This is a genomic window from Acidobacterium sp. S8, assembly GCF_009765985.1.
GTDB lineage: Bacteria > Acidobacteriota > Terriglobia > Terriglobales > Acidobacteriaceae > Alloacidobacterium.
The window spans coordinates 941,866-961,024 of the sequence record NZ_LMUM01000037.1 but is presented as its reverse complement, the minus strand read 5'-3'; the positions used below and the strand labels follow the sequence as shown (position 1 = coordinate 961,024).

At 56.7% G+C, this 19,159-nt stretch carries 14 protein-coding genes and 1 pseudogene; 1 reads left to right on the top strand and 14 read right to left on the bottom strand.

The genetic code is table 11. The features are described 5' to 3' along the window. From GSQ86_RS22810 to GSQ86_RS22745, 14 genes and pseudogenes are all read right to left on the bottom strand, one after another. A pseudogene (locus GSQ86_RS22810) lies at positions 1 to 1,554 on the bottom strand (hypothetical protein); the annotation flags it as partial. A 141-nt stretch (positions 1,555 to 1,695) separates the two neighbouring features. Then, a complete protein-coding gene (locus GSQ86_RS22805) occupies positions 1,696 to 3,120 on the bottom strand; it encodes a deoxyribodipyrimidine photo-lyase (RefSeq protein ID WP_158752426.1) in 1,425 nt (474 codons plus the stop codon). A 122-nt stretch (positions 3,121 to 3,242) separates the two neighbouring features. Beyond that, the gene (locus tag GSQ86_RS22800) at positions 3,243 to 3,581 is read right to left on the bottom strand and encodes a cytochrome C oxidase subunit IV family protein (RefSeq protein WP_158752425.1); all 339 of its coding nucleotides are present in this window, start codon (positions 3,579 to 3,581) and stop codon (positions 3,243 to 3,245) included. Positions 3,582 to 3,596: 15 nt separating this feature from the next. After that, positions 3,597 to 4,319, bottom strand: coding sequence for a cytochrome c oxidase subunit 3 family protein (locus tag GSQ86_RS22795; protein WP_254062570.1), 723 nt, complete (start codon positions 4,317 to 4,319; stop codon positions 3,597 to 3,599). Positions 4,320 to 4,323: 4 nt separating this feature from the next. Beyond that, complete coding sequence (gene ctaD / locus GSQ86_RS22790) at positions 4,324 to 5,991, bottom strand: cytochrome c oxidase subunit I (protein WP_158752423.1); 1,668 nt, start codon at positions 5,989 to 5,991, stop codon at positions 4,324 to 4,326. Further along, complete coding sequence (coxB, locus tag GSQ86_RS22785; RefSeq protein ID WP_158752422.1) at positions 5,988 to 7,046, bottom strand: cytochrome c oxidase subunit II; 1,059 nt, start codon at positions 7,044 to 7,046, stop codon at positions 5,988 to 5,990. The genes ctaD and coxB overlap by 4 nt, the downstream gene beginning before the upstream one ends. A 9-nt stretch (positions 7,047 to 7,055) precedes the next feature. Continuing rightward, positions 7,056 to 7,943, bottom strand: coding sequence for an SCO family protein (locus GSQ86_RS22780; RefSeq protein WP_158752421.1), 888 nt, complete (start codon positions 7,941 to 7,943; stop codon positions 7,056 to 7,058). A gap of 87 nt (positions 7,944 to 8,030) precedes the next feature. Beyond that, the gene (locus tag GSQ86_RS22775; protein WP_158752420.1) at positions 8,031 to 8,672 is read right to left on the bottom strand and encodes a hypothetical protein; all 642 of its coding nucleotides are present in this window, start codon (positions 8,670 to 8,672) and stop codon (positions 8,031 to 8,033) included. Further along, the gene (locus tag GSQ86_RS22770; RefSeq protein ID WP_158752419.1) at positions 8,659 to 9,951 is read right to left on the bottom strand and encodes a hypothetical protein; all 1,293 of its coding nucleotides are present in this window, start codon (positions 9,949 to 9,951) and stop codon (positions 8,659 to 8,661) included. Before GSQ86_RS22770 ends, GSQ86_RS22775 begins: the two co-directional genes overlap by 14 nt. 12 nt (positions 9,952 to 9,963) lie before the next feature. Continuing rightward, on the bottom strand, positions 9,964 to 10,782 hold the full coding sequence (locus GSQ86_RS22765) for a cytochrome c (RefSeq protein ID WP_254062569.1): 819 nt from the start codon (positions 10,780 to 10,782) through the stop codon (positions 9,964 to 9,966). 4 nt (positions 10,783 to 10,786) lie between these two features. After that, positions 10,787 to 11,329, bottom strand: a complete 543-nt coding sequence (locus GSQ86_RS22760) for a DUF3341 domain-containing protein (RefSeq protein WP_158752418.1) — start codon at positions 11,327 to 11,329, stop codon at positions 10,787 to 10,789. Then, positions 11,329 to 12,753: an NrfD/PsrC family molybdoenzyme membrane anchor subunit gene (nrfD, locus tag GSQ86_RS22755; protein ID WP_158752417.1), complete on the bottom strand. Its 1,425-nt coding sequence runs from the start codon at positions 12,751 to 12,753 to the stop codon at positions 11,329 to 11,331. Before nrfD ends, GSQ86_RS22760 begins: the two co-directional genes overlap by 1 nt. Before the next feature lie 17 nt (positions 12,754 to 12,770). Further along, a complete protein-coding gene (locus GSQ86_RS22750; protein ID WP_254062568.1) occupies positions 12,771 to 15,923 on the bottom strand; it encodes a TAT-variant-translocated molybdopterin oxidoreductase in 3,153 nt (1,050 codons plus the stop codon). Beyond that, positions 15,920 to 16,795 carry a cytochrome c3 family protein gene (locus GSQ86_RS22745; protein WP_158752416.1) on the bottom strand — a complete coding sequence of 292 codons (876 nt, stop codon included), beginning with the start codon at positions 16,793 to 16,795 and terminating at the stop codon, positions 15,920 to 15,922. The genes GSQ86_RS22750 and GSQ86_RS22745 overlap by 4 nt, the downstream gene beginning before the upstream one ends. Before the next feature lie 394 nt (positions 16,796 to 17,189). On the opposite strand from GSQ86_RS22745, the gene GSQ86_RS22740 reads away from it, so the two are divergent. Then, the gene (locus tag GSQ86_RS22740; RefSeq protein WP_158752507.1) at positions 17,190 to 19,001 is read left to right on the top strand and encodes a glycosyltransferase family 39 protein; all 1,812 of its coding nucleotides are present in this window, start codon (positions 17,190 to 17,192) and stop codon (positions 18,999 to 19,001) included. Positions 19,002 to 19,159: the final 158 nt, after the last annotated feature.

Genomic DNA, 19,159 nt, shown 5'->3' with positions numbered 1-19,159 from the left:
GGGCTGCTGTTGATTTACAGCATCCGGCGTCCGCCACAAACCTCCGTCATTTCCGAAATACATGACTCCGCTTGCGGCGTAAGTTGCGTCGAATGCGTGCTGCGAGGGCGCGACCCTGGCAGCCGCGCAGCCGTCGACATTCGTAGTGTTGCGCCAGGCACAGTTATTAAGCAGGCTGCAGCGAAAAATATCGCGCGTCCCGACGAAGAGCAGCGTATCGCCAAGCGCGGGCACTGCCGCGAGAGAAAGATCGTAGTCTCCCTGCGAAATTACCGTTCCGCTACCGCCGTCGATCGCAGCATCCTGTATCTGCTGAGAAAATGTCACGGTCGCAGAGGCGCATCCGCCATTGTTCAGATTGCATTGATCCTGCCAAAGCCCCTGGTCGTTATTCGCATTGTCGACAGTGAGAGCAAAAAGGTCGCCGGTCACTGGCTGCGCAGTAATCGTTCCACGAAAGATCGGGCATGCCGGAGAGCCGACACCGCCTGGATTGGCAGGGCATTGCCCTGAAAAAAGTGTCGATAGGCTGGGCTGATTGTCCAGGCGTGTCCACGTAATACCGTCCGCAGACTCGTAATAGCCGTGATAGCGAACCGCCGCATAAAACTTGTTCCGCACGGGATTCCATGTGACGGATGTTGCCGAATTGCCGGGATCGCCGGTCGACGCGCCCTGGGACGATTGAATAATTTTCTCCGACCCGTCTTCGATGGTGGCAAGCAGCCACGTCTTCCCGTCGTCAGTGGAATAGTAGAGGCCTGCGAAGCTGCTGGCGCTGGTGGCATTCACCGCATCGCCTTCTGCTGACCTGGCGGCCGCGGCCACCACGAGATGCGAATTCAGAGTGCTCCAGGCGAATCCCGCGAAGCCCAGCCCGCGAAAAGAGAACCCACGCAGCGCCCCGTAAAAGGCGTCCATGGAGTTCGGAATCAGGCACCACGTTTTTCCGTTATCAGTGGATCGAAGAATGCCCGTACCGTAATAGGAGTCCAGCGAGTCGTTTGGATCCCCCGTACCCGCAAGCACAACACCTGTGGCGCCCGGCTGCACTGTAAGCGCACCGATGCTCAACGACGCCAGAATCGGCGCCGAACAACTACTTGATGTGGGAAGCGTATCGGTAAGCGGTGCAAAGGTAGGCGAAGAGTCTGCAGCATTACTCGATTTCCAGACCCCTCCGCCGGTTGTGCCGACATAAACAACATTCGAATTGGAGGGATCGGCGGCAATACTGGTAACGCGTCCGCTCACCTCTCCGTAGTTCGAAGTCTGCACCGCAGATGGGCCCAGCGATACCCATGGAGCATTGAGCGATGCTGGGCCTGAAGATGCCGCAGCCAAATCGCGATGCTGCTGGCGTGCATGCTGCAACATCTCCGCTGGACTGGATTCGGCGGCGGCCCCGAGACTGCGCTGCGATAAAAAGCGTTGCGAGGTCCGCGCGGGCTTTGGCAAGGACGGATGCTGCGTCTGCTGTGCGGGCAGCAGCCCGCAACCCGGTGCGACCATTGAGGCCCACAGGGCCAGCTTCCAGCAGCGAATCGTTGCCATGAGTCCCTAGTCCGCACACAGGGAAAATCGCTTCTGCGCCATAGACAGGCGCAGAAGCATGTCCAGTGACTTACTCTAAGTTGCGGAAAGTGGCTTTATTATGTGGGAAGCTCTGCGGAACGCAAAGTTACTTTGGTTCAGCTAATCGCCACTCCAGTTGCCGTCTGCAATGTTCTCGATGTAGCGCTTCGAATTGAATTTCTTCCCGGTAGAAGCTCCAGACATATAGCGAATCGTTCCAAATACAGGCCGCTCAAACCATGGCCGGTCATGCACGCCCGCGATCGCCCAGGCTATGCCCTGGTAGCCATTTGGATCGCGACCGTCCAACTCGTACTTGTCATTCAGAATCACCGCGTATTCGAAAGCGCTCGCCGGATTAGGTGACCATTCGAGGATCTTCTTCGCCCAGTACATGCGCAGGTAATTATGCATCCATCCGTACTTCATCATCTGCATCTGCGCGGCGTTCCACAGTTCGTCGTAGGTTTTAGCTTGCTCTAATTCTTCCAGCGCGTATTGCGGTTCCCGCTTGTCGCGCGCATGTTCGCGCAGCGTTTTCTGTGCCCATTCCGGCGCGCACTCCAGCGAGTCATAGTTGGGTACATACTTCACAAAGTTGACCGAAATTTCCCTCCAACCGATCAACTCATTCACGTAAACATCATAGGAGTCCTGAGTAGCTTTACCCTGATCAACAGCTTTCTGCGCGGCCAGCGCAATCGTGACCGGACTGATGTGTCCGAAGTGCAGATAGGGTGACAGGCGGCTCGTCCCGTCCCATTCGGGATGGTTGCGCTTCTTCGGGTACGCATGCAGATGGTTTTCTACGAAATCCTTTAGACGTTTTGTGGCCGCGTGCGATCCTCCGACGAACGTATCGACCGGCGGCACGCTGCGGTCTAGTTCCTTCCAGCCTTTGGTCACGTCCTCTCGCACATCGAACAATGCAAAGTTGGCAGGCCGCTTCCAAGCGTGTTGCGCCTTCCTGTTCGGGTGGGCCACCAGATACTTCGGCAGCTCGGCATACAGTTTTGGCTTCATGATGTGCAGAGCATACTGATGTTTCGGAAAGAGCTTTGACGGCACAACAACATCGGCATCGACGGTGACATAGGGCAGCTGTAGACGCCGCGACAGCACTCTTCTCCAACGCTCGGGCTCGCGGCAGGGATTTTCATCCCCAACGACAAGTGCCGCGCCGACTTCCTGCAGAAGACGTTCGAGCTGATGGTGTGGAGGCCTTCGCACCACAAAAGAAACATTCCGTTCTGCGAGATCCTCCTCAATATCGGGAAGGCCCTGATTCAGAAAAACGTAGTGCCTCAGATTCGCGTGGGGAAAATTGGAAATCGCAGAAAAGTATGTGATGACCGGTAGACCCAGCTCATTGCCAAGCGAGATAGCAAGATCGAGTGCAGGATTATCGATGCCACGCTGAGCACGCTGCATCCAGTAGACGATGCATTTACCGTCTTTGAGCGGTTCGCCGCCACGACGAATGGTAACTCGCGGATCATCGACGTAAGGCCGGAAAATTTCGGGCAAGGCATCGGCTTGAGTCATCGCTTTGATGATGGTAGATGCTCAAGTCCGTATGCCCGACAATCTGGAAGCATCAGATTTTGATCAGCGCAAAAAGGAAAACGGCGACCCGCAGGTCGCCGCAATTTTCAAAACGTGGTCGCCTACCAAAGCCCCCATGCGCGGCTGATGTAATCCGTCATGGTCATGGTAATTAGAACGAGGAAAGTGAAAAAACCGGCGGCAACAGTTAGCTTGGTGAGTCGCGAGCTGTATTTGATGTGCATGAAGAACAAAATGACCAGGACTGCCTTCGTCACGGCAATGGCGATGGCCACAATCGGATTGAATATTCCCAGCTCGAGGTAGGACGCTCCCACCGTCAGCGCGGTGAAGATCAGCAGTGCTCCAAAAATCAGACCGTAGACTTTCGGACTGACGATGTGCTCCTCATGGTGGGTCGGTTCCTGGTCGAGTTGCTCGCGACGTGTAGGCTCGGTCATTGGTTTTTCAAATCCTCACTGGTGACGACTGATCAAATAAAGCAATGGAAAGAGGAATATCCAGACGATATCGACAAAGTGCCAGTACAGGCCGAAGTTTTCTATCGTCGTCATATGGCCCGCGGTGTAGGCCCCGCCCCACGCCTTTACTACGAGCACCAACAGGATTGAGATACCGATAACCATGTGGAGCGCGTGCATGCCGGTCATGGCGAAGTAAAGCGAGAAGTACACCTGCGTCTTCTGCGCCATGTCCAGGGGCAGCGCCGGTTCAGCGTCCGTGGGGTGTGTAAAGTCCTGGACGCTGAAGTTCAGTCCGGGGACGTGATGCTTTTCCCACTTCTCGTGGTATTCATCGGCTTTAATACCAAGAAAGACCCCGCCCAATATGATCGTCGCCAACAGCCAGCCTACGAGTGCCTTCCGGCGCTTCATCTCTGCGCTGTAGACGCCCATGGCCATAGTAAAGCTGGAGCAGATCAGTACGGCCGTATTGATAGTGCCGAGCACGATCGAAAGCTGGTGGCTGCCCACCACAAACGCGGGATAGTACCAGTTACGGTAAATCAGGTAGGCCGTAAACAGGCCGCCGAAGAACATGATTTCGGTCAGCAGGAAGAGCCACATGCCGAAGCTCGATGCTTCGCGCTGCTGCTCCACCGTTTCAAAGTGGTGACGCAGGTAAGGCGCGTGGGCATGGGCCTCATGCGCATCGTGCACAGGCTGGGTTGCGATCACGTGACTATCCAACGGTCTGCACCTCGTGTTCCGTCTGGTGTGCCAGCCACTCGTAGTCATATGCCTCATGATCTACCAGTGGCGTTTCGATAAAGTTTTCTGTCAGAGGCGGCGATTGAATCTGCCATTCCAGGCCCGTTGCCTGCCACGGATTGCTGCCGGCAATCTTTCCGTACTTCAACGACCAGGTCAAATAGAGCATTGGAAGAAGATACCCGATACCCAGCACGGTGGCCCCGGCAGTCGAAAGCACGTTCAGAACCTGGAATTCCGGCGGATAGGCGGCATAGCGGCGCGGCATGCCTAGATAGCCCACGATGAACTGCGGGAAGAAGGTCAGGTTGAATCCAATGAACGTGGTGAGCGCGGCCAGCTTCGAGAGCGCTTCCGGATACATACGCCCTGTCATCTTTGGCCACCAGAAGTGGATGCCGGACAGAAACGCCATCAGCATGCCGCCCACCATCACGAAATGGAAGTGCGCAACGATAAAGTAGGTTTCAGTCAGATGAATGTCCATACCCAGCGAACCGAGGAAGACACCGGTAAGGCCGCCGATGGTGAATAACCCCATGAAGCCAAAGGCATAGAGCATGGGCGTCTCAAAAGTGATCGAGCCTTTGTATAAGGTTGCTGCCCAGTTGAAAATTTTGATTGCCGAAGGCACCGCAACCAGCATCGTCAGCAACGAAAAGACCAGTGCGGAATAATTCGAGACACCCATGATGAACATGTGGTGCGCCCAGACAAAGAATCCGAAGACGGCAATTGCGACCGAGGAGAACGCAACCGCGGTATAGCCGAAAACGCGCTTGCGCGAGAAAGTGCTGATGACTTCAGAGATGACACCCATGCCCGGAAGAATCATGATGTACACGGCAGGATGCGAATAGAACCAGAACAAATGCTGGAAGAGCAGCGGGTCGCCGCCCTTGGCCGGATCGAAGACGCCAATGCCGATGGCGCGTTCAAGAATGACCAGCACCAGCGTAATCGCCAGCACCGGCGTACCCAGAACCATCAGGATGGAAGCTGCATAATTCGACCAGCAAAACAGCGGCAGCCGGAACCACGTCATGCCCGGAGCGCGCATGCGGTGAATGGTCACGATGAAGTTCAGTCCGGTAAAGATGGAACTAAAACCCGCGATAAAGATTCCCAGGCCTGCCGTAATGACATGCGTATTGAGATAATGCGTACTTAGCGGTGTGGTGAATGTCCAGCCGGTGTCTACGCCTCCAAGTACGAGAGCGGAGATAGTAAAGATTCCGGCCACAATATAGAGGTACCAGCTCAGCAGGTTCACTTTAGGGAAAGCCAGATCTTTGGCTCCCACCATGATAGGGATGACAAAGTTGCCGATCGTCGCCGGAACCGATGGCACCAGGAACAGGAAGACCATGATGATGCCGTGCATGGTGAACACCTTGTTATAGGTGTCGGTCGCCATCAGGTCAGACTGCGGGGTCAGCAATTCCAGGCGGATCAAACCAGCCATGGCGCCCCCGATAAAGAAGAAGAAGGTGATCGAGATCAGATAAAGGATCGCGATGCGCTTGTGGTCGCCCGTCAGCAGCCAGCTCTTCAGTCCATACTCACTGTTCAGATACGACCTCTTGGGAAGACTGGCCGTCTCCTGCGGAGGAAGCTTGACGATTGTAGCTGTGCTCATTGCTTCACCATCCCCTGCCCTGCCGCCGGCGCTGCTGGCGTCGTGCTCTGGACCGTGCTCGTGGTCAACGTCTGCTGGACACGATAGTTTGAGTTTAAGTTCTTAATGTATTCGACGAGATCAATCAAACCTTCTTCGCTGACCTGTCCCTGATAGGTCGGCATGATCGGCGAATAGCCTGCAATCTGGTGCATCGTCGGGTTCAGGATTGAATCCCGCAGGAAGGCATCATCCACGGTGGCAAACGATCCATTCGCCAGTTGCACTTTACCGCCGTACGCCTGCGCCAGGCTCGGGCCGTGTGAGTCCGCATTGCCCGAGTGGCAGGAGCTGCAGCCAAGGCTGGCAAAGAGCCTTTCGCCGTTCTGCGCAAGGGAAGCGCCGCTGGTCGAGCCGTTCGTCCATTTTTCGTAATCGTCCGGCGTCATGACGACAATCTGGCCGATCATCTGCGAATGCAGCGTGCCGCAATACTGTGTGCAGAAGAGATGATACGTGCCGATTTGGGTTGCCTTAAACCACACCGTCGAATAGCGCCCTGGAATCACTTCGCGCTTTACACGAAATGCCGGAATTGAAAAGCTGTGAAAAACATCCTGCGAAATCATGGTGAGCTGCACTGCCCGGTTGACCGGAATGTGCAGCGCATTGATCTCGTGCTGGCCGCCCGGATGCTCGGCCTTCCACATCCACTGCTTGCCGACGATGTAGATGTTCATCGCATTGGTCGGCGGGTTGTAGATGCGGAAGTAAAGCAGCGCGCCCCAGACAAACGTGACCATGAAGAGCGCCAGCGGAATGATCGTCCAGGTGGCCTCAAGCAGCGTGGAGCCCTCGATCTGCGTCGGCTCCGGGTTGCGTTCCTTGCGGTACATGACCGAGAAGAGCACGACCAGCAGCACGACCACCGTCATGCCCACCAGCGAGATCAGCACCAGGAAGAAATAAAGCGAATCTGTGTAAGGCGCAATCTCAGAGGCTTCGGGCGGAAACAGCGCGAAGTGCGTGAGCCAATTAACTAGAAACTGCCAAAGTACTGGACTGATGAAATGCATCGTTCCCTTTTATCCGATCACGTTTTTCCAGTTTGGTAACGGCATGGCTTTCTTTTGCTTCAAATCACGCCGGAACATAACCACCATGTATCCGCCCAGGCAAAACATTGTCAGGACGCAACCAAGTTGCACTACGCGGGCCACGACCAGACTGTGCCTGTTCAACATCGGGTCATAGCGGTAGCAATACGTCAGAATCGCGTCCACCGGCGATCCAATCTTGCCTTCAGAAGCTTCTACCAGCCCGATACGCAAATCTTTCGGCGAATATTCGACGCCAAGGTAATACTGCGAGAGCCTCCCGTCGGGAGTCAGCAGTTGAATGGCGCTGGCATGCGCAAACTGCGTCATCTTCCCGTCCGGTCCGGGTACGCGCACATAGCCAAAGCCGGTCGCCGTGGCCAGCGCGTTGATGGCGGGCTGCTCTCCCGTTAAGAAGTGCCAGCCGTTCGCTGTCTCCGGATGCCCATAGCGCTTGAGATAAAAAACCTTTTTCTTGGCTGCTATCTGCGGCGTCTCGCTGGGATCGATGCTCACCACGATCACATCGAAATCATTGCCGGGCCGGAATTTCACCATCTCCAGCGCCCCGGTGAGTCCATCCAGCTCTTCCGAACACAGCGTCGGGCAGTTGTAATACACCAGCGCAAGAATCGCGGGCCGCTTCCCCAGGTAATCGCCGATTCTGACAGCTTTGCCGCTCTCATCGCGAAATTCTCCGTTAAGCGGAATCCGCGTGTTCAATCGCTGCACGATGCTGACCTTGTTCAGGACAGTCGGCAGATGATCACTCGCCGGATCACCCATCTGCTTATCGCCATAGCTCGAAACCTGCGCCAGCGCAGCCGAGCCCGCAAGCACCAGACAGGTCGCAAGCGCACAAAACCCTTGTGCCATCTTGCTTTTTCGAATTGTGTTTGCTGCCTGCATCTGTTCTTATGCTAATCCCCGGCGATGTATGCCGTTTTCAGGTTCAGTCCTTGCCTAGTTGTTATTTGCCTTCGTCGAGGTCTGTTCACCCGGCTCCTTGGCGCTTCCTTCACGCAGCTCCTGCTCGTAGGCAGTCCGCGCAAATCCGTCCGTTAGCGGCACTTGCACCGATACCTTGCTGTCGCCCGCCATCAGCGGCTCGTTCTGCTGCGGTTGCTGCGCTACTGGCAGTCCACGCTGCGCAATCAATTCCATTGCGCGATCGATGGGAATGCGAATGCTGCCTTTAGAGCGATCGATCCAGCTGTAGTTTTCGAGCAGCAGGTCTTCGCGCGCATGGAGATCGGCCGTATCCAGATTTCCATCATCCCCCTGCAAACGCGGCGTCGGAAAACTCTGCGTCAGCTGTTGCAATTGCTTTTGCCGCATTGCCGGATCCGATTCCATGTTCTGCCGTTTGCCTGCTGGAAAATTTGCCTGGTTCCATTGATTAGGTGGACCGTCACGCTTCTCGAGGGCATTATTGATCACCTTGCCCATGCCGAAACAGAAGACAAAGAAGACGCCCACCGAAATCGCCAGTCCGACCAGGAAGACCATGATTCCCTGTGCGCTGACGTCAGTAACTTCGTAGCCTTCGCGGACCGAAGCCGGCTTGTTATGCGACTCGTGCTCGTGAGGGTTAGGCGTGTGCATGTTCGGGCTCCAGAATCTCCGCTACGTGCGGATCGTTGGTGGCAACCAGCGGCCTGGTCTTCAATTGCGAGAAGTAATTCGCCATCCAGAAGGCGATCAGCCCGGTCGGAACAAAAATGTATTCCAGGATGCCGATGCTGAAATGAAGATTGCGTGCCGCGTCCTTAAAGTTCGGCTCAATCAGCCAGAACATATCCCAGCAGCGGGCGAAGATCATAATGCAGCAGACCACCACCAGCTTGCGCTTGATGCGCTTCAAGTCGCGCGAAAGCAAGAGTGTGAAGGGCAGCAACCAGTGGAAGACGAAATCGAGTGTGGCAATCACGCCCCATCCGCCGCGGATACGGTCTAGGTACCAGGGAATCTCTTCCGGCGAGTTGCCCGACCAGATAATGAGGAACGCTGCGAACGCGAGATAAATATTCAGCATGGTGAAGGCGAGGCAGAGCTTGCCCAGATCATGTTGTTCGGTAACGCGGAAGATCGTCTTGATGGGCTGGGCCGAAGATAATCCGATCAGTGTAAGAATGACCAGCGCCAGCACGCCGTAAGCCTGCCCTACGAGGAACTGCAGGCCATAAACCGTCGAATACCAGGTCGGGTCCAGTGACATCACCCAGTAAATGGCCGCGGCAGTGAGCGTAATGGAATAGAAGACCACTCCGAAGCCGCTCAGGTTCTCGAATCTCTTCTGCCAGTAAAAAACATTCGGCTGCGAATCCGCATCGCGCTGCAGAGACCAGCGATTGAGCAGGAACGTATAGAGCGCCCAGCTGGCGAAGATGAAGATTGAGACTTCCCAGAAAGTCACCGGATTCAGCAGAGGCTTCTTGAAGTGAATCGAATGCGCCTGCGTAGCATTGATGAGATGGTTCTTCAACGCATTTTCAGTGTCCGGATATTGCGCCCAGAGATATAGCTTTTTCAGCGATACGCCGAAAATTCCCACCGGCAGAAAATAGAGGAAGACCAATGGCAATGTCCGCGTCATCGCTTCCAGCGGCCGCCGCACCAGCAGGCCCCACTTGCCACCCGAGAGGTACTGCGTCATCAGCAGCGCCATACCGCCGCAGCAGAAGCCGAAAGAGATCATGAAACCCAGCAGCCATGCGCGCAGGAAGTGTGCCCAGCCGTCATTCGCCAGAAAGCCGAGGATGACGCCGATAATGGAGAACACTGCGCCGATGATGAGCGCCCGGCTTCGCCAGCCATTTACAAAGGCCGGCGCCGAAAGGTCAGCGGGCAATGTCTTCTCGTGATATCCCGAATGTTGCTCCATGCGATCTGGTCCTTATTTCCTGTGCTCAGGCGAATTTGCTTCGCCTTGTTTCGCGTTTGTCGCCGTCCGCCCGGTCAGGGTGGGAGTAGCCGGATTTTCTGCCGGCGCGCCTGCCGCAGTTCCCTCCGTCGGCAACGCCTGCACATTGGTATCGACCGCCATTGGCCACGGCCCGGCAAAGCTCGCCGGAAGCCCTTGCTGCTCGGCAATGTCCTTCAGGTTGCGCACCTGCGCTCCCTCCGGGACATCGGACTGCTTCGCGTTCTGGCTCAACTGCAGCGCCCGGATATACGCCGACACCGCCCAGCGATCCGCAGGAGTGAGCTGGGCCGAATAATCCGGCATGGCCCCGTATCCATTGGTCATGACGTAGAAATAATGGCTCAAAGGTTCAGCCAGCCGCTTGGCATCGTGATAGTTGCCCGCCGGCTTGTAGCCGCGATCGACGATCATTCCCTGGCCGTTACCAACCCGCGAATGGCAGGGCGTGCAATAAATGTTGTAGCGCTCCTGTCCGCGCTCGAGCACCGTCATCGTTGCCGGAAAAGGCATCGCATCCTGTTCTTTTCCATTCACCAGACCGGTATAAAAATACTCGTCTTCACGCAGTTGCCCGCGTGCCACCGTGTGCTCCACCTGCGGACGCGCCGAGCGCCCATCGGCAAAGAAATCCGTGCCTCGCTGCGGAATGAATTTCGGCTGGTTGTGCATGTCCTGGCGGCAGCCTGCAACCAATCCGATGGCTGCCAAGGCGCTCAAGGGCACCAGTCGCATTACACCCCATCGACGAAAACCTGTCGCCCGGGACCCCGTTGTGCGGATTCGGTCCATCGTCTTAATACTCCACCTCCACCACGGAGACTGGCTTAAATCCTTCAAGAAACACACGCGATTCAGCCACGTCGAACTTCGGATCGGTCGACTCCAGGCACAAAAAGAACTTGTCCGAAGTTGCGCCGTTGCGAAAGTTGACCGAGTTGAATAACGGATGGTAAACCTGCGGCAGTCCGTTTAACGCCAGCATGCCAAAAGCAGCCGAAAGTCCGGCGAACAGAATCGTCCATTCATAGGCCGGCACAACAAACGCAGGCCACGAATAATAAGGACGGCCCGCAATGTTCAGCGGATATGCCCAGACGGAAATCCATGTCTCCAGGCTGAACATCGCCACCAATCCAAGTAGCCCGCCGAGCAGGCAAAGCAACGAAACATTATCGCGATGAAAGCCAATCGCAGCAGCCGCCTCTTCGACGGGATACGGCGTGTAGCAATCCATGCGCCGGTAGCCGGAGTCGTACGCAGACTGCGCGGCCCGCACCAGTTCGCTGGGCGTATCGAATTCGGCAAGTAATCCGTAAGTTCCTTCTTGTATCGGCATTAGTCACCCGCCTCGGGCAGTGGTTCGCCTTCCGCATGAATCTTTGCCTGGGGCAGCAGAATGCGCAGCTCAGACATGGGAATCATGGGCAGGAAGCGAACGAAGAGGAAAAAGAGGAATGTAAACAGGCCCAACGTTCCGGCAAAGGTTGCATAGTCCCAGCGCGTTGCTCTGTACGTTCCCCAGGACGAAGGCAGGTAATCGCGGTACAGGCTGGTGACGACGATCACGAAGCGCTCAAACCACATGCCTGTATTGATGATGAAAGACATGATGAACATCAGCGGCACGTTTCTGCGGAATGCGCGAAACCACATTAGTTGCGGCAGAGCGATATTGCAGGTCACGAGAACCCAGTAGGACCAGCCCATCGGCCCGAACATGCGGTTCCACATCATGAAATATTCCCAGTGGCTCGCCGAATACCAGTAGGACATGAAGACTTCCATCGCATATCCGTAGGCTACAATCAGGCCGGTCGTAAGCATGACCTTGCCCATGTTCTCGATATGGCGGATGGTGATGACGTCTTCCAGGTGATAGAACTTGCGAATCGGCACAGCCAGGGTGATAACCATGGCAAAGCCCGAATACACAGCTCCGGCAACAAAGTACGGCGGGAAAATTGTCGTATGCCATCCGGGAAGCAGCGCCACAGCGAAGTCGAAGCTGATGACCGTGTGTACCGAGAGCACCAGTGGCGTCGCCAGTCCGGCCAGCAGCAGCGACGCTGTCTCATACCGGACCCAGTGCCGCACCGAGCCGCGCCAGCCCAGGGCCAGCCATCCATAGGCAAATTGCGCAATCTTCGATTGAGAGCGGTCGCGGAGGGTTCCCAGGTCAGGAATCAGTCCGATGTACCAGAACACTACCGAGATCGTCGCGTAGGTCGAAACCGCGAAGACGTCCCACAACAGCGGTGAACGGAACTGCGGCCACACATTCATCGAGTTAGGGTAAGGAAAGAGCCAGTATCCCAGCCACGGCCGCCCGACGTGAATCAACGGGAACATGCCGGCGCAAACTACGGCAAAGATCGTCATCGCTTCCGCGAAGCGGTTGATCGAATTGCGCCAGCTCTGCTTGAAGAGCAGCAGAATGGCCGAGATCAGTGTTCCCGCATGGCCAATACCGATCCACCAGACAAAATTGATGATCGCGAAGCCCCAGGCGACTGGCTGCGTAATCGCCCAGATGCCGACGCCCTTTAGAAAGAGCCAGCTGACTGCGACCAGCAGCATCGAGACGCCACCGCCAGCCAGCAGAAGACCGCCAAACCAGCCGATCGGCGTATGGCTGGTCAGTACGATGCGTGAGATCTTCTCCGTAACCGACTTGAAGGTATGCCCAGGCGCGATGACCCGGTCTTCGCCGGTGATCGGATCCAGCATCGGATCATTTAGTGGTTGATTCTTGGTTGCCATGTTCCGTTCAACCTCTCCTACGCTTCGGCCAGTTCAGGGTTCAGATTCAGCACTTCAGCAACATATGTCGTGCGTGGGCGCGTGTTGTTGTCTGCCAGCACTCCATAAGTGCGCGACTGCTCCTTGAGCTTCCGCACCTTGCTGCCGCGATCATTGATGTTGCCGAAGATGATCGCATTCGTCGGGCATGCCTGCTGGCACGCCGTCACGATTTCGCCGTCTCGTATCTCGCGGTTTTCCTTGTCGGCCTCAATCTTCGCTCCGTTGATGCGCTGCACGCAGTAGCTGCACTTTTCCATGACGCCGCGGCTGCGGACGGTTACATCCGGGTTATGCATAAACTTCAGGCTCTCGGTCTCGTAATCGGAGAAGAGCAGGAAGTTGAAGCGGCGCACCTTGTACGGACAGTTGTTCGAGCAGTAGCGGGTGCCCACGCAGCGGTTGTAGACCATCGTGTTGAGGCCTTCCGGTGTATGCACTGTGGCGCCTACCGGGCAGACCTGTTCGCAGGGAGCGTTCTCGCAGTGCTGGCAGGTCATCGGCTGGAAGTGCGCGCGCGGTGCAGCCAGATCGCCTTCAAAATAAGTATCGATACGCAGCCACTGCATGTTGCGCCCGATCTGCACCTGATGTTTGCCGACAACCGCGATATTGTTCTCCGCGTAGCAGCTCACGATGCAGGCGTTGCAGCCAACGCATGCGTTCATATCGATCGACATGCCCCACGCGTTCTGGTCATAACGCCAGGCCGGGAACATGCTCTCGTCCGCTTCCGGATCTTCCTTGCCTTCGCCCTCGTGCGCGAAGTTCGGATTCTGCTTGAACTCTTCAAGCGTGGCATAGCGAACGATGGCGCGGTCAATCGCCTCATTGCCTTCGATCGAATGCGTCCCGCTCCCATCGCCGCCGGCAAACACGGCGCGGTGATCGGTGTAGTGGCTCTTGGTGACGGCGAATTCATATGTGTCGCCGGTCTTGCGCAGGCTCGCGCCGGCGAAAAACAGCGGCGAGGCGGAGCTGCGCACAGCGTTCGCGTTAAAGCCGTGGCCGCTGCCGACACGCCCCGCATGGCTGCGTCCCTGTCCGAGCGTCAGCGTAATCGAGTTATCCGGATGCCCGGGCACCGCCAGCACCGGAGCAAGAACCTTCTGCCCGTTTGCGCTGATCTCGACCACGTCGTGCTCTGCGAGTCCGAGCTTCGCGAGCGTGCCGTAGCTCAGCTGCGCCGCGTTATCCCATGAAAGGTTCGTGACCGGCTGTGGCAATTCCTGCAGCCAGCCGATGTTTGCGAAGCGTCCATCGTAGACGTTGTAATCAGCGCGGAAGACGATCTCCAGAGCATCGCTCTGCGCCGGGAGATTCTGTCCCGAACCGGTAGCAGCCTTTCCGGCCCCGCCCTTTGGCTGAAATGCTGTGCCTGCAATGAAGCCGTCATGCAGAGTCTTGCGCCAGTTGAACTCGAAATCGCCTTTTCCGGAAAGCTGCTGCTTCCAGGTGTCGCGCACAGTTTCATATGCCGAAAGATCTGGATTATCGAGCATCGCCTGCACAATTTCATGCGCCGTGTGGCCGCCGTACAGCGGATCAATCATCGGCTGAACGATCGAAACCGTACCGTCGTATGCGCGCGCATCTGACCAGCTTTCGAGATAATGCGCTCCGTTCAGGTGCCAGTGCGCCAACTGCGCCGTCTCATCCACATGCGAGCCGAGATGCACAATCGTCTTGACCTTGCCGGCCGCCTCATCGAACTTCAGATCGCCGGGCGCAGCATAGACGGGGTTGCTGTTGAGAACCACCAGCCACTCCACCTTGCCCGCATTCATATCGGCAACCAGCGATTTCAGATCGTCCGTCTGGATCGAGGGAAGCGGGTTCACCGTTTCGGTGTAAACCACAGTCTTGCCAACATTGCCGAGAGCTTCATTGATCGCGATGGCCGCCAGGTGCACCTGCGGCGACTGCTGCTCGCCCGGAATCACCACGCACTTGCCGGTGTTCGCCTTCAGGTCCTTCGCAACTGCGGCGAGAAACTTCTTCGCATCATCTGAACCGCTATAGCTCGCGCCGCCCGTGGCTAGCGTTCCTGCCAGAGCTGCAGCAAACGGAACGATGTCACTCGCCCGCAGCGCCAGCCGATGTTCTGCCTTCAGCCCTGTCGTCGTGGTCCGGCTTTCGACGGAGTAAAGGCGATTCATCTCCGTCGTGCCGTCAAGCCTGCGCTTATTCGCGTAATCCTTAGCCAGCCTGTGGAAGCCCGGGTGCACTGCGCTTGATAGAAAATCTGCATCGAGCGAAAGAATCACATCCGCAGCATCAAGCTTGTACTGCGCATCCTGATAATCGCCGAACGCCGCCTTCGATGCCGCATATGCCGAATCGCGGTTCACCGCGTCATACTGCACCAGCTTCGCATTCGGGAAAGTGGCCTGCGCCTTCTTCCACTGCGCCGCCAGAGTTGGTGAGGTGACCGTGCCGCTCAGAAGATAAATTCCGGCGCCGCTGGAAGCCTTCTTGCTGGCCAGCGTCGAACGCCATGCCGCCTGAAAAGCCGCCCACGTCCGCGTCTCTCCGCGATAGATCACATGCTGCGAGCGATCCGGATCGTACAGATCGAGCAGCGTCCCCTGCGTGAGAGCGTCGGATGAGCCCTGGTTATAGGGGTGCTCCGGATTGCCGTCGACCTTCACCGGGCGGAAGGCATCGCTCTTCACCAGCACTGGAACTGCGCCAGTCGGGAAGGGAAACGCCGTGGCAAAATACATCGGTTTGCCCAGCAGTAAATCTTCCGGAGCTTTGACGTAGGGATAAATCGGCTCATCCGGCTGCTTGGTACAACCGGCAAGCCCGGCGAGCGCCAACGACGCGCCTGCCAGTTTCAGGAATCCGCGACGCGAAACCGGGTCGATCCACTCCGAAGCCTGCTGCGGAAATTCGCGGGCCAGCATTTCGCCGAATCCCGGCTTATCCGACAATTCTTCCAGGCTCCGCCAGTATTTCTTGCCCGTCTTGCCATTCAGCTTTCCACGGACTTCTTCGAGCGTCAGCCCTTCTTTCTTCTCAGGCTGCGCCGCAAGCCTTACCAATCCGTCCCCGCCTGCTCCGTTTGTGCTCATTTCCTGATCGCGTCTCTCGTCTTCCGCAGATGTGTAAAGCTGCTTGTCGCTCATCGATGACAAACCTCGCAGCTCGACAAATCACGCGGTGTGCGGATGTGGTATTGCCCCGCCAGGAACTTGCCCAGTTCCTCCTGGCTGTTGAACTTTTCGTAATGCAGCGTCGCCGGAACCGCCATGCCACCGGCATCGCGGGCTGTCGCCTGACCATGCAATCCGACAGGCAGCATCTGCATGGAAGCCAGCTGCGCGCCACCGCTCGAAGCCGGATCGGTAGCCGTGCAGGTTACGTCCTGCGCCGTGGGCACGCCCGCCTGCGAATTCTTCTTCACCGCGCACCATTCCGGCTTCAGCTCGCTCGGGCCCGTCCACGCCATGTTGTAGATCTCTCCGGTCGGACGCAGATTCTTCTCCGGGTTGCGATGGCAGTTCAGGCACCATTCCATCTGCAATGTGTTCTGCTCATACATGATCGGCATCTCGTCGACGCGCCCGTGACAACTCGAACATCCGATGCCTTTACTCACGTGAATTTCGTGGCTGAAGTACACATAATCGGGAAGGTCGTGAACCTTGGTCCAGACCAGCGATTCGTTCGTCTCCCAGCTGTGACGAACTGGTTCGAGCAGGTTCGCGTTGGTCCAGATCTGCGCATGACAGTTCATGCAGGTCTTGGTCGGCGGAATGCCCGCGTAGCTCGACTTTTCGACCGACGTATGGCAGTACTGACACTGCAATCCCAGGCCCTGTACATGGTGCTTGTGGCTGAACGGAACCGGCTGGTCGGCGCGCTGGCCCTGCCGCGTGACCCATGGTGATCTTTGCAGTTCGTTCAGCGTTACACCCAAAGCAATGACGATCAATCCCGTTAAGACCAGGCTCATACGTGCCAGCGCGTTTGAGCTGCGGTCAAAAATCTGCGCCATGTATGCGTTCCCTGCTTCCTCTTCAGTCCCAAGTAGTGGGAAGGGTTAGCGTTAGCGACACCGGCGTTTTTTCACGCCGGAAAATATCTCGGTTTTTTTTGAAGAAACACTATAACAGGCGAATAGGGACGCTCGGCAAGTGCCGAGAGTGCTGTCATAAACTTTTGACGTCTGCTTTGTTTTCAAAATAAACACGGATTATTTCGGTCCAAATTATCAACTTACTACTGCATCAAGACGACAGCCGAACCTGCTTCTTGCATCCGCTTTCGTCCCTCTATGAAACACCATTGTTGCATGACGTGCGTGTTCAACGATGCGCCAGGAAACGGGCTGCGTTTTGCTGCGAAACAGCTACCGGTATCCTCTGGCCTCTATAATCGTTTCCCAGCAGATGAAGCGTTTCCTTTTCCCGATCTTCGGACTGTGGCTGCTCCTCTATGGCTCATTCGCGCTCGTGCGTCCGCCCCTGCTCGACGACGCAGACGCACTGCACGCAGAAGCCGCACGCGAAATGCTTCTCAACCATGACTGGGTGACGCTCCACATAGACGGCGTCCGCTATCTCGCCAAGGCTCCCCTGCTTTACTGGAGTATCGCAACCAGCTTCCGCATCTTCGGCGAACACGATTGGGCAGCGCGCCTGCCACTGGCGCTTTACTCGCTCGCATTGTTCTTCGTGATCTTCGCGTTGGGCCGGCGGCTCTTCGGCTCGGCCCAGGCCGGCTTTTATACCGCAGTCTCCCTGTTAACGGCGAGCGGAATTTTCGGGTTCACGCGTATTTTGCTTCCAGACGCCATCCTCTGCCTTTGGCTTTCTCTTGCGATCTACTTTTTCTGGAAGTCGCTCGAAGAGCCCGCGCCGTCGCTGGCAACCGCTGCGGGATTCGCCGCCTGCTGCGCTCTCGCTGTGCTTACCAAGGGTTTGATTGGCCTTGGCTTCCCCTTCGCCATCGTCCTCGTCTATCTCTTCTTCACGCGCAATCTCCGCCATCTGCTGCGCTGGCATCCGGCCATCGGCGCCCTCGTATTTCTCGTGATCGCTGCCCCATGGCACATCCTCGCAGCACTCAGAAACCCGAATGTCGGGAGTCCGACTGGACCTCTTCCGACGCAGGGAAATATGCACGGATTTCTCTGGTTCTATTTCATGAACGAGCATTTCCGGCGCTACATGGGCCAGACCATTCCGCACTCATCTGACTCCGTGCCGCTGTTAATCTTCTGGTTACTGCTCTTCGTCTTTATCGCGCCATGGTTTGTCTTCGCCATCAAGGCGCTTTTTCACCAGCACTGGGGTGCAGCGCTGCGGCGTGAAGAGATCGACCAGCGTCAGCGCGTGCTTCTGCTGCTGGCCATCTGGGCAGTAGCGGTCATGCTCTTCTTCAGCTTCTCCGCTCGCCAGGAATACTACGTGCTTCCAGCGCTGCCGCCGCTGGCGCTCCTTGCCGGATACTGGCTCGCTGAAGATGAAATCGCGCCCTCCTGCGCAGGCCAACGGACCGCCTGGGTCCTGTTTGTGGTGGGCGTTCTTGCAGCGATCGCTTCGGCTCTCTTCGCCGCTCACTTCAAGCCGCTGCCTGTTGGCACAGATGTAACATCTGTAGTAAGGGATGCGACACGCACGCATCGGCTTTTCTTCGGACATTTCTTCGATCTGACTCTGCGCGCCTTAGGCGCTTTCCGCATTTCCTTCGTTATTACGACCGCGGCTCTCCTGGTCGGGGTCTCTGCCAACCTCTGGTTCCGGCTGAAGGACAAAGCGCGCCTCGCTAACTGTTTTCTCATTGGAACTGTGACGGCCTTCCTCATCGCCGCGCACCTGGCTCTCAACACCCTCTCGCCCGTTCTTTCGTCGCAGATTCTCGCCAACGCCATCAAGCCGGAGATGGATCAGGACGACGTGATCATCGTCAATGGCAGATTTGAATATGCTTCCTCGCTGGCCTTTTATCTTGACCGGCAGGTGCAGATACTGAATGGCCGCAGTGGTGGCCTTTGGTATGGCTCATTTTTTCCGGATGCACCAAAGGTCTTCATCGAAAACGGCCAGACGAACCAGCTTTGGAGCGGCAACAACCGCGTCTTCCTATGGACACCACTAGATCAGGTGCCTCAGTTGCCTGGACAGACCTTCGTCATTGGCCGCAGCGGTGGCAAGGAAATACTCAGTAACCGTCCCGGCTCTCATGGCGCCGAATTTTAGCAACAATAGAAAAATGAGCTTCCGCTATTCTCCACTGGGATTGGCAATAAATTTTGGCGTAACTGCTTCTGAGCAAACAGCCGAGCTGCGAGATACGCGAGCTCGAGATTTTCGTCATCTTCGCGTGGTCAAATTTTGCCCGGCACAGCGCGCCACGA

Excerpts from the sequence above, each read along its gene's own strand:
- GSQ86_RS22805 (WP_158752426.1), bottom strand. The coding sequence starts at position 3,120 with ATGACTCAAGCCGATGCCTTGCCCGAAATTTTCCGGCCTTACGTCGAT.
- GSQ86_RS22800 (WP_158752425.1), bottom strand. The coding sequence starts at position 3,581 with ATGACCGAGCCTACACGTCGCGAGCAACTCGACCAGGAACCGACCCAC.
- ctaD (WP_158752423.1), bottom strand. The coding sequence starts at position 5,991 with ATGAGCACAGCTACAATCGTCAAGCTTCCTCCGCAGGAGACGGCCAGT.
- coxB (WP_158752422.1), bottom strand. The coding sequence starts at position 7,046 with ATGCATTTCATCAGTCCAGTACTTTGGCAGTTTCTAGTTAATTGGCTC.
- GSQ86_RS22780 (WP_158752421.1), bottom strand. The coding sequence starts at position 7,943 with ATGGCACAAGGGTTTTGTGCGCTTGCGACCTGTCTGGTGCTTGCGGGC.
- GSQ86_RS22775 (WP_158752420.1), bottom strand. The coding sequence starts at position 8,672 with ATGCACACGCCTAACCCTCACGAGCACGAGTCGCATAACAAGCCGGCT.
- GSQ86_RS22770 (WP_158752419.1), bottom strand. The coding sequence starts at position 9,951 with ATGGAGCAACATTCGGGATATCACGAGAAGACATTGCCCGCTGACCTT.
- GSQ86_RS22765 (WP_254062569.1), bottom strand. The coding sequence starts at position 10,782 with ATGGACCGAATCCGCACAACGGGGTCCCGGGCGACAGGTTTTCGTCGA.
- GSQ86_RS22760 (WP_158752418.1), bottom strand. The coding sequence starts at position 11,329 with ATGCCGATACAAGAAGGAACTTACGGATTACTTGCCGAATTCGATACG.
- nrfD (WP_158752417.1), bottom strand. The coding sequence starts at position 12,753 with ATGGCAACCAAGAATCAACCACTAAATGATCCGATGCTGGATCCGATC.
- GSQ86_RS22750 (WP_254062568.1), bottom strand. The coding sequence starts at position 15,923 with ATGAGCGACAAGCAGCTTTACACATCTGCGGAAGACGAGAGACGCGAT.
- GSQ86_RS22745 (WP_158752416.1), bottom strand. The coding sequence starts at position 16,795 with ATGGCGCAGATTTTTGACCGCAGCTCAAACGCGCTGGCACGTATGAGC.
- GSQ86_RS22740 (WP_158752507.1), top strand. The coding sequence starts at position 17,190 with ATGAAGCGTTTCCTTTTCCCGATCTTCGGACTGTGGCTGCTCCTCTAT.